This window comes from Nostoc sp. ChiQUE01b (assembly GCF_034531255.1).
In the GTDB taxonomy this organism is placed as follows: domain Bacteria; phylum Cyanobacteriota; class Cyanobacteriia; order Cyanobacteriales; family Nostocaceae; genus Nostoc.
Map to the genome: position 1 here is coordinate 1 of NZ_JAVRBM010000153.1, position 8,611 is coordinate 8,611.

Annotated in this window: 8 protein-coding genes and 1 pseudogene; 5 read left to right on the plus strand and 4 right to left on the minus strand. The window is 42.2% G+C overall.

The window, feature by feature from the left end; translation table 11 throughout:
• Positions 1-136 precede the first annotated feature (136 nt).
• From iscB to RMY63_RS40520, 3 genes are all read left to right on the plus strand, one after another.
• On the plus strand, positions 137-1,429 hold the full coding sequence (gene iscB / locus RMY63_RS40510; protein WP_322734069.1) for an RNA-guided endonuclease IscB: 1,293 nt from the start codon (positions 137-139) through the stop codon (positions 1,427-1,429).
• A gap of 171 nt (positions 1,430-1,600) precedes the next feature.
• A complete protein-coding gene (locus RMY63_RS40515; RefSeq protein WP_322734070.1) occupies positions 1,601-2,245 on the plus strand; it encodes an AAA family ATPase in 645 nt (214 codons plus the stop codon).
• Complete coding sequence (locus RMY63_RS40520) at positions 2,238-3,158, plus strand: ParB/RepB/Spo0J family partition protein (protein WP_322734071.1); 921 nt, start codon at positions 2,238-2,240, stop codon at positions 3,156-3,158. The genes RMY63_RS40515 and RMY63_RS40520 overlap by 8 nt, the downstream gene beginning before the upstream one ends.
• A gap of 91 nt (positions 3,159-3,249) precedes the next feature.
• Here RMY63_RS40520 and RMY63_RS40525 read toward each other — a convergent pair whose 3' ends face one another.
• Both RMY63_RS40525 and RMY63_RS40530 read right to left on the minus strand, forming a co-directional pair.
• Positions 3,250-4,272, minus strand: a complete 1,023-nt coding sequence (locus RMY63_RS40525) for a hypothetical protein (protein ID WP_322734072.1) — start codon at positions 4,270-4,272, stop codon at positions 3,250-3,252.
• Between the two features lie 807 nt (positions 4,273-5,079).
• Complete coding sequence (locus tag RMY63_RS40530; protein WP_322734073.1) at positions 5,080-5,340, minus strand: hypothetical protein; 261 nt, start codon at positions 5,338-5,340, stop codon at positions 5,080-5,082.
• A gap of 296 nt (positions 5,341-5,636) precedes the next feature.
• On the opposite strand from RMY63_RS40530, the gene RMY63_RS40535 reads away from it, so the two are divergent.
• A complete protein-coding gene (locus RMY63_RS40535) occupies positions 5,637-6,128 on the plus strand; it encodes a hypothetical protein (protein ID WP_322734074.1) in 492 nt (163 codons plus the stop codon).
• A 247-nt stretch (positions 6,129-6,375) separates the two neighbouring features.
• On the plus strand, positions 6,376-7,581 hold the full coding sequence (locus tag RMY63_RS40540; protein ID WP_322734075.1) for an AIPR family protein: 1,206 nt from the start codon (positions 6,376-6,378) through the stop codon (positions 7,579-7,581).
• A gap of 11 nt (positions 7,582-7,592) precedes the next feature.
• Here the strand turns inward: RMY63_RS40540 and RMY63_RS40545 are convergent, their stop codons facing one another.
• On the minus strand, positions 7,593-7,916 hold the full coding sequence (locus tag RMY63_RS40545; RefSeq protein WP_322734076.1) for a hypothetical protein: 324 nt from the start codon (positions 7,914-7,916) through the stop codon (positions 7,593-7,595).
• Between the two features lie 241 nt (positions 7,917-8,157).
• Positions 8,158-8,406: pseudogene (locus RMY63_RS40550) on the minus strand (transposase-like zinc-binding domain-containing protein); the annotation flags it as partial.
• Between the last annotated feature and the right edge of the window lie 205 nt (positions 8,407-8,611).

Genomic DNA, 8,611 nt, shown 5'->3' on the forward strand with positions numbered 1-8,611 from the left:
ACATTTTCAGATTTGTTTTAATTTTTATTAGTAAATAAGATGCGGCCGCCCTGGTTAAGGAAGTGAGTTGTACATAACAAAGCTGAGTAACATTGTCGAGGCAAACCTTACCAACATTTGTTGAGAGTTCAAAGTAATGCGAGTTTTCGTACTAGACCAAAATTTACAACCACTCGACCCGTGCCATCCAGCACGGGCAAGAGAATTACTCAAAAAAGGGAGGGCTAAAGTTTACCGACGCTACCCGTTTACCATTGTGATGCAGGATAGAGTAGAGGAAAACTCCACAACTCATCCCCATCGCCTAAAAATTGACCCTGGTAGCAAAGTCACAGGAGTGGCTATAGTTCAGGAATGTAGGGGACGGGTTGTAGGCGGATTTGAAATACACCATAGAGGACAACAAATCAAAAACTCTCTTGAATCACGTAGAGCGTTGCGCCGAGGGCGACGCTCACGTAGAACTCGTTATCGTAAACCCAGGTTTCTCAACAGACGACGCAGGGGGGGATGGCTACCACCATCACTTGAAAGCCGTGTCGCTAACATTGAAACTTGGGTGCGACGATTCAGAAAAATTTGTCCAATTACGGCAATCTCTCAAGAGTTAGTACGGTTTGATTTGCAACAACTCCAAAATCCTGAAATAAGGGGTGTCGAATATCAACAGGGTGAGTTATTCGGCTTTGAAGTGCGCGAATACTTACTCCAAAAGTGGGAAAGAAAATGCGCCTACTGTGATGTAGAGAATGTGCCGTTTGAGGTTGAGCATATTCATCCCAAATCGAAAGGCGGAAGCGATCGCGTGAGTAATTTGACTATTGCTTGTCACGGCTGCAACCAAGCTAAAAGTAATCAGCCAGTTGAGCAGTTTCTTGCACAAAAACCAGAATTACTCAGGCGTGTTCTAGCTCAAGCCAAAACACCACTCAAAGATGCAACAGCAGTTAATATAACAAGATGGAAATTGTACCGCAGACTCCAATTAACTGGACTGCCCGTGGAACTAGGCTCTGGTGGCAGAACAAAGTTTAATCGTCAAACTAGAGAAATTGAAAAACACCACTGGACGGATGCGGCTTGTGTCGGCGCATCAACACCCTCAAGGTTACTTTTGAATGGGGTAAAACCGTTGATTATCAACGCTAAAGGACATGGTACTCGTCAAAGATGCCGCACTGATAAGTACGGCTTTCCAAAAGCTCATGCTCCAAAAGCTAAATTTTTTATGGGGTTCACTACTGGAGACATCGTAAAAGCAGACATTCCTTCTGGAAAATATGCTGGCAGTTATACAGGAAGAATTGCGATTCGGTTTCGACCTAGTTTCATGTTGCTACTACCTGACAGGCGATTTGATGTTCATCCTAAATATCTAACAACCGTTCACAAAGCTGATGGCTACGAATATGCTTTTTCAAAGCAATGATTCGCTATTGCTCAATTTGTTAGTTGGCAGCAATTCCCCACCCATTAACCTCTATAGGTATAATGGGCGACCCCTTGCTGTATTTAGTTGGACATAACCAAGTTTATGCAGTACAAAGTTCAAAAGCGTAAATTTACCGTAAACTTTACTATGTGTTTTTAAACTTAAGCTATGCCAATCATCGCAGTTATCAACCAAAAAGGAGGAGCCGGAAAATCAACAGTTGCTGTGCATCTTGCACGTTGGCTGCAAAAACAACGTAAAACTGTCTTAGTTGTAGACGCTGATGCTCAATGCTCATCTTCTAAATGGCTAGCACGCTTAGAAAATGATATTTACTGCCAAATTATTCAAGTACCTGATGCACTGTTAGATGAGTTACCTAAGTTGGTAGATAGTTACGATTGGGTTGTTGCTGATGGGCCTGCTGCTTTATCTGAAACTACGAGAGCATTAATTTTAACCGCTGATTTAGTAATTGTTCCTTGTCAACCTACGGGTGTTGATCTAGAAAGTGCTTCTGATACGGTGCGTTTAATTCAGCAAGCTCAAAGGATTCGTCGTGGAGAACCAAAAGCAGTAATGTTTGTTAATCGAGCAGTAAAAGGGACTAAATTAAAAGATGAAGCGATTGAAGTATTAAAACTGATGCCAAATGTCATCGTTTTAGAAGATGTACTTCATCAAAGACAAGTAATTGCCGACTGCTACGGACAAAACGCTACAGTATTTGATTTATCAGGCTCTACCGCAGGAATTGCTAAACGGGAAATTGAACAATTATTTAAGAAAGCGTTGGAGGTTTTGAATGCCTAAAATGAGGCAACCGCTTAGTCAAGGGCTGGCAGCATCTATTGCCCAAAAATTTGTTACCGATCCAACCAGCCTTCAATCTTCTCAAACTATACCAATTGAACAAATTAAACTTCCATCCAAACAACCACGCCGTTATCTCGATCCCCAAAAGCAAGCTCAATTAGTTAAATCAATTCAAGAACATGGCATTTTAGAACCTTTGCTGGTTCGTCCATTAACAAATGGAAATTATGAGTTAGTTGCTGGTGAAAGGCGTTATCGAGCAGCACAAGAACTTAATTTATCTGACGTTCCTATCATTAGTAAAGAACTTGACGATCGACAAGCTCTTCAAGTGGCTTTGATAGAAAACTTGCAACGCGAAGATTTGAACCCTGTTGAAGAAACTGAAGCAATCCTCGATCTGCTATCTATTACACTCAACATAAGTCATGATGAAGTTACTTCTGTCTTACATCGTGCTAATCATGCCAAAAATCGTAGCAAAGAATTGGAGGAAAACGTTTCCCTCCAGCTTCAAACTATTGAATCAGTTATTGCTAGTATTGGTCGATTTTCTTCTGAATCCTTCCGTACAAGCCGTTTACCTTTATTGAATCTGCCTGTTGAGATTTTAACAGCATTACGAGAAGGTCAAATTGAGTTTACCAAAGCTAGAGCGATCGCTCGCATTAGAAATGAGGAACAGCGCAGAGACTTACTTAAGATAGCCATAGCTCAGAATTTGAGTTTAAGCCAAATCAAGCAAAAAATACAAGAACTGAATATCAATGGGGAGGAAAATCCCAACAGCTATGTTCAGAAATATTCCCAGATTGGTCAACAGCTAAAGAAAGCAAATATTTGGAACGATCCAAATAAACGAGCAAAGTTAGATAGCCTGCTTTCTCAGATACAAGACTTGCTGAAATAGAGTGATACCTAAGACACTAAAGATTAGTTAACAAAAAATACTTAGGCCGTAAGCCCAGTGAGGCTATATATGAATTTCTAGCAATATCTGGCTAATTTTCAACTGTTTCCTCACTCGCTTGGGACTTTTTCTTGGGTATTGGTTTGGGCTGAGGTTTATGAGTATTTTGATTTTCACCTAATTTATCTTTTTTAGATGGTCGTTGCTGTTTAGGCTGATTCTTTTTCGCCTCTTGCTGCACGGTAGCCTTATCCTGTCTGGAGGCTTTTAAGTACCGGGGTGCAGTTTCTTGAGGTGGGGCTGTGAGTGCCACAAAACCAAACACATCTCGCCCAGGCAGAAATCTTGCCTTCAGCGACACAAATGCTCGTTTTCCTTGCTCCTCTTTTGCTACTTTAGGGTTAAATCTGAAGGGTCTAACTGCTGCATCCTTCCACAGCAAAGGTACATGGCTGGCTTTCATGTATCTCACCTTTTGGGCTGGCGGTGCTTGCTTAATGTATTCCAGCCTTTCACGGCTAAAGTTACGAAACACAGATATACAGGGCGTTGAGCAAACCGGAATAAACTGCCACAGCCCTGATAGCTTAAACTCTAAGTCTTCTAACTCACCAGAAATAGTTTCTTCAAATCTTCCTTTGTCAAAACCCACTAACTGAAAACCCATTCGATGCGGCTGCTCTTTTTTCGGAAAGTGAATGATTTTAGGATATACAACTAAGCGTTGAAGATGGTTGCCGCTATTTTCTATCTCTCGCTTGAGAGCCTGAAATACTCTCAACTTGTGACGCGTATATAACAGGTCGTATTGATGACAACCAATACTAACTGTGCCTTTGCCATCCTCACTAAACTGAACTTCCCCAGTCACTAAGCCAACAGCTTGAAATATTGCCCCAAAGGTTTCAATATCGTCTATTTGCGACTGGATATCCAAATTTTCCTGCTCATCTGTTGAACCTGGCTCAGGATTAGCTCCCTCAGCTTCGGTTGCTGAAATTTCTGCACTGGGTTGAGTGTTTGAATCTTGTTGAGCTATTTCTGCTTGGACAAGCTGTGTCTGGGTCAATTGCGGAACTTTCGACTCATCAGGAACAAGGGAGGCAGATGACATGATGGTTGTAAGGTAGGCAAATTAGGATTTAACTCAATTTTAAATCGTATAGCTTTCGCCCGGATTTCTCACAAACTCCACTTTTTCCGGAGTTTAAAACTGCTAAAACGTATATATGGCAAGCAGTTCAGAAACTTCAAATGATGAATCGACTCGCAACGCGATCGCTTCCAAAACCTGGAAGATTTAAACAGCCAAAATCACCTCCAGTCGAATATCAAAATGAAATGTGCTTTACAGTTTGAAAAATTTGATTTACATCTGAGTATATTAAGCAGTTGAATCTATCTGTACAACATTACACCAGCTTTTTTAATAGCTAAATTCTTTAATCACTATTACTCAGTCGTTCTATCTGTTGAGTTAAACAGCGAAGATGCTTATTGCCTGGCGGTAATTGAACAAACACTTTCATTGCACTTTGGTAACACTCAAGTGCTTTAGAATTCTGGGATAACTGAAAAAAACAATTCCCCAATTTTTGTAAAGTCACCGCCCGATCTAGCAATCTTGAGGGGCAGACCTCAAAGCGGCATTGTAAATTTCGATGGCTTGAAGATAGGTTTGGATTGTCTGTTGCTGTTGCATCACTAAGATAGGTTGAGAATTTCTACTCGCTCAAACACAAAGATTTAGGAGCAAGTTTATGTCATCGTTATGATTTTAGATTCCCAATAGAAAGTTTTGAACTCCTCTTATAGTACAATTGTTCGGTCAACGGGGAAAATCCCCCTTTCAAGCAAATTACACTCGATGCTTCTGGTATGCAATTGACCAGAAGCATTTTGTTTATAGTCAGCGATCGCTTCACGACGACTTCTGAAAATCCACATCACTTTTATAGGTCTTCGCCCTGGGCTTACCTTTCTTAGCAGGTGCAGTCACTAAAGATTTCTTAGGTGGCCCTGGAGGACGGCAGGTTTCGCAGTACAGGGGGCGTGGGCCATACGTCTCACGAGAAGTTGATTGATCGCATTGCTTACAGACGAAATTAAAAATCCGTGTGTGTATCTGACGTTTGTGCGCTCTGACGGTGTACTCTTTGACTTGAATTTCTTTGCTAGGCATTGTTTAGTTGACTGCGGCTTAATGGTTGAAAGTTGTTAACCACCAATCTGAATCTTAGCCTTTCTCATCAGATTTTTTAGCCTATTTGCCGCGTTATCACTACAGATTTATCGGGCATTCTCTCCCTTGGGCTACGCCAAATTTTTCAGAAATATTAAGCTTGTACAAATTCAATTCTCCACACATAGAATTTGTGCCTAAATCTTTTGCTACTTCCTAAATCTCTCAAAAGCGTGCAGTCAAACGCTACGCGAATGACCAATGAAAACTCTCTCCTTTACTTCAGGAGAACAAAAATGGATATTCAAATCGCACTCAACTGGTTACTTTCCATCATCGTCATGGGTTTCACCAGCATCATGGTGATAGACTTTGTAAACGGCTTGTTCGAGTTGCCCTACACCAGAGCGATGGCTGTGCCAACGTTAAGAGCAATCGCACCTGTAGCTACAAATTCTCAAGCACTCGCCCTTCAACAAGAGCCAGTCGCTGCACCAATACCAGAACCAGCAATAAGACCAAACCTTTGGGAACAACCACAGTTGGCGCAATTGCCTGACCCTTGGGAACTCACTACAGAAATTGCACCAACTGAAATACAGCAAGAGCCTGTTGTACTTCAACTCTCCACATTAAAGCTGCTGCCGCCAGCAGCCCAAGTACAACCGAAAGCTAGGGCAACCAAGAAATCTACCCAATCCGCCACAACCAAGAGAACCACTAAGCCTACCAACAAAGCCACAACTCAAACGGATTCACAATCTCGCAAGAAGTCCGCAGCGGCTTAATCTCACTGTCTGATTCCTAAATCGAGCGATCGCCATTTTGCTGTATGCGTTCGCCAGGAGCGTTGGCAAAGCCATCGCTCGATTCCCCATGAGTCTCAACCAATAAACCTACTCCTAGCCCAACATCTGATATTCAGCTAACATCTTTTTGCTTGCGAGTAGTAAAAGGTGCTTAACAAACGTGCCATTCGATGCGAGATTCTGTACTCTGGATCAATATGCACTACACTCCTGCGCTTTGAAGACTATGCCAAAAAATTGGGCTTTGAAAGTAGACCAGTTTTTCAATGCAAACCCCCACTGCATTATCGCTACCGTTCACGTTGACAGCTTCCCTTCTGACCTGCCGCTAGAACCCAATATTCGAGAACCCAACCGTAAAAGCTCAACATACAGACAAATCTTCGACTCACTGACAACCGAACCCGAAAAATTCTTCTCAAGGCATAGCGGAATCGTACTGTGTGCCAACAAGGTCAAGCCCAACACTAAAAAGACACAGCTAGAACTAGAAATACTGGAAGCTAGTGAGGGCGGTAGCGATGGCATTATTAACGGAGGGCATACTGTTTTAGCTTTTCAGCAGGCTAGAGATTATAAGTACAACCTTACCGAAGCCAGGGTAAAAGTCACAATCCACATTGGGTTAAGTGAGGATGAGGCGAAAGACATCGCCCTGGCTTCCAATACATCTGCCCCAGTAGATGCGCGTTCTAAAGTTAACGCCAGGGGTGATTACAAATTCATCAAACAGTTTTTAGCTCAACTAGAGCGCGAACAAGAAACCAAATTCCGCATTGCTTATTACCAAAACCAAAGCGGTGCGCCCAAAAGTCCCCAGTGTAATGTCAACCATCTCATTAAGTTGATGAACTGCCTGGACAGGAACAAATACAACCCAGACTCTAAAAGCAGAAGCAAACACCCGCCTGTGAGCAACACGCCGTCGTTGAGCGAGGCTGAAAGAGAAAGGCTGTCAAAGTTGTTACCGCTACTGCCCAAGGGGTTATGGATTGAGCAAAGGCTGTTTCAGGTAATCGAAGAACATATCACCAAGCCCAAACGGAAGGGAGTAGTTGACCTCGCCTCTATTGACCCGCGCAAGAATACGCTGCTGCCCGACAGCCGATACTCGTTTGGGTTTGCTGCACCTGCTGATATTGCCATGCCCATAGTTGCTGCCTATCGGGTGTTCTTGGATGAACAGTACAACTGGATAATTCCCTTTGATGAGTTTGCTGAAGATTTTCTGCAACATTTGTGGGCGAACTATTACAAAAAATACTTGGTGTCGGAGAAATTAGCAGGTAATACAGTTGGGAGTAAAATCTGCCGTAATCCCGTGATTTGGGATAACCTTTATGTTTCAGCCCAAAGTTACCTGAATCAGCAGTTGATGAAAATGGTTAGTTCAAAAAATAATAAGCGCGAAGAACTAAAGCTGATGAATTAGTTAGAGAGCAATCATAAAGCATCAGTGCGATATATCGATTCAATCAACTCCTCAACTTCTTCTTCGTTCAAGCATTGTTTGACTTGAGTATTGAACCACTTTATCTCTTCGGATTCTGTGTTTTGGACTTGGTAAACCAGTAATGTTCCTGCAACACGGGCAAAAGTAAGGGGTGATGGGGAAAGGTGGCTCAGTAGTTCGGATGCATTCTGGTATATTTGCATGACTGATGTTTCATCCAGAGGAGATCCCAATTGAGCGGAAAGCTGTTTTAGGCTCTCTTGAATAGACAAATGAAAGTCTGGCTCTTGTTCATGTGAAATAGGGTTACTCATAAACTCTGACCAATTAATGCAATAAGTTGATGCAACCAGGGCGGCGGTAGAACGTCATCTATGAATATCTGCTTTGGTAGTCGGTTCATCTTGTTCTGGTCATCAACGAAGTCAGTAATTTGGGATGTTTCAGGTTCTGGGTTTTGACATTTTTATGTTAAGTAATATTTCGCCAAGTTAAAATAAATAGAAAGGGTAATTAATGATGACCGCACGAGAATTTCCGAACTGGGAAGCACTCTATAATAGTAGTATGATGTACTCCTTTCACTCGTTCAATCCCGCGAAAACCCATACCGTTAAGGTACATTTTTAAGCATTCTTGTTTCAATTCCTCAGAATATCCTTTTGGTGGATCGTACAAATCAATAAATTGGCGTTAGCGAAGCGGGGCGGAACGCACGTCGCATGATACGCAAATGTGATTTTGTTTACCTCTTCGCTTTCCGTTCTTACGAATTTTCGTAGATCCGCAGTATGGACATTGCACAGTAGATACCCTCAATTCATCCCTCTATTATGCAACGCCAGAATTGATTTTGGTGTTAACAAAATTTGCTGCATGGGAACTCTAAATTACTAGAACACCAATTCAGTAATGTTGAAAGAACCTCTTCCCCTACCCCTCTCCTACAAGGAGCTACGGTGTACACACAAGTATGCCCAGAGCGAGTTTCCAGCCAAAAAAAGTGGAT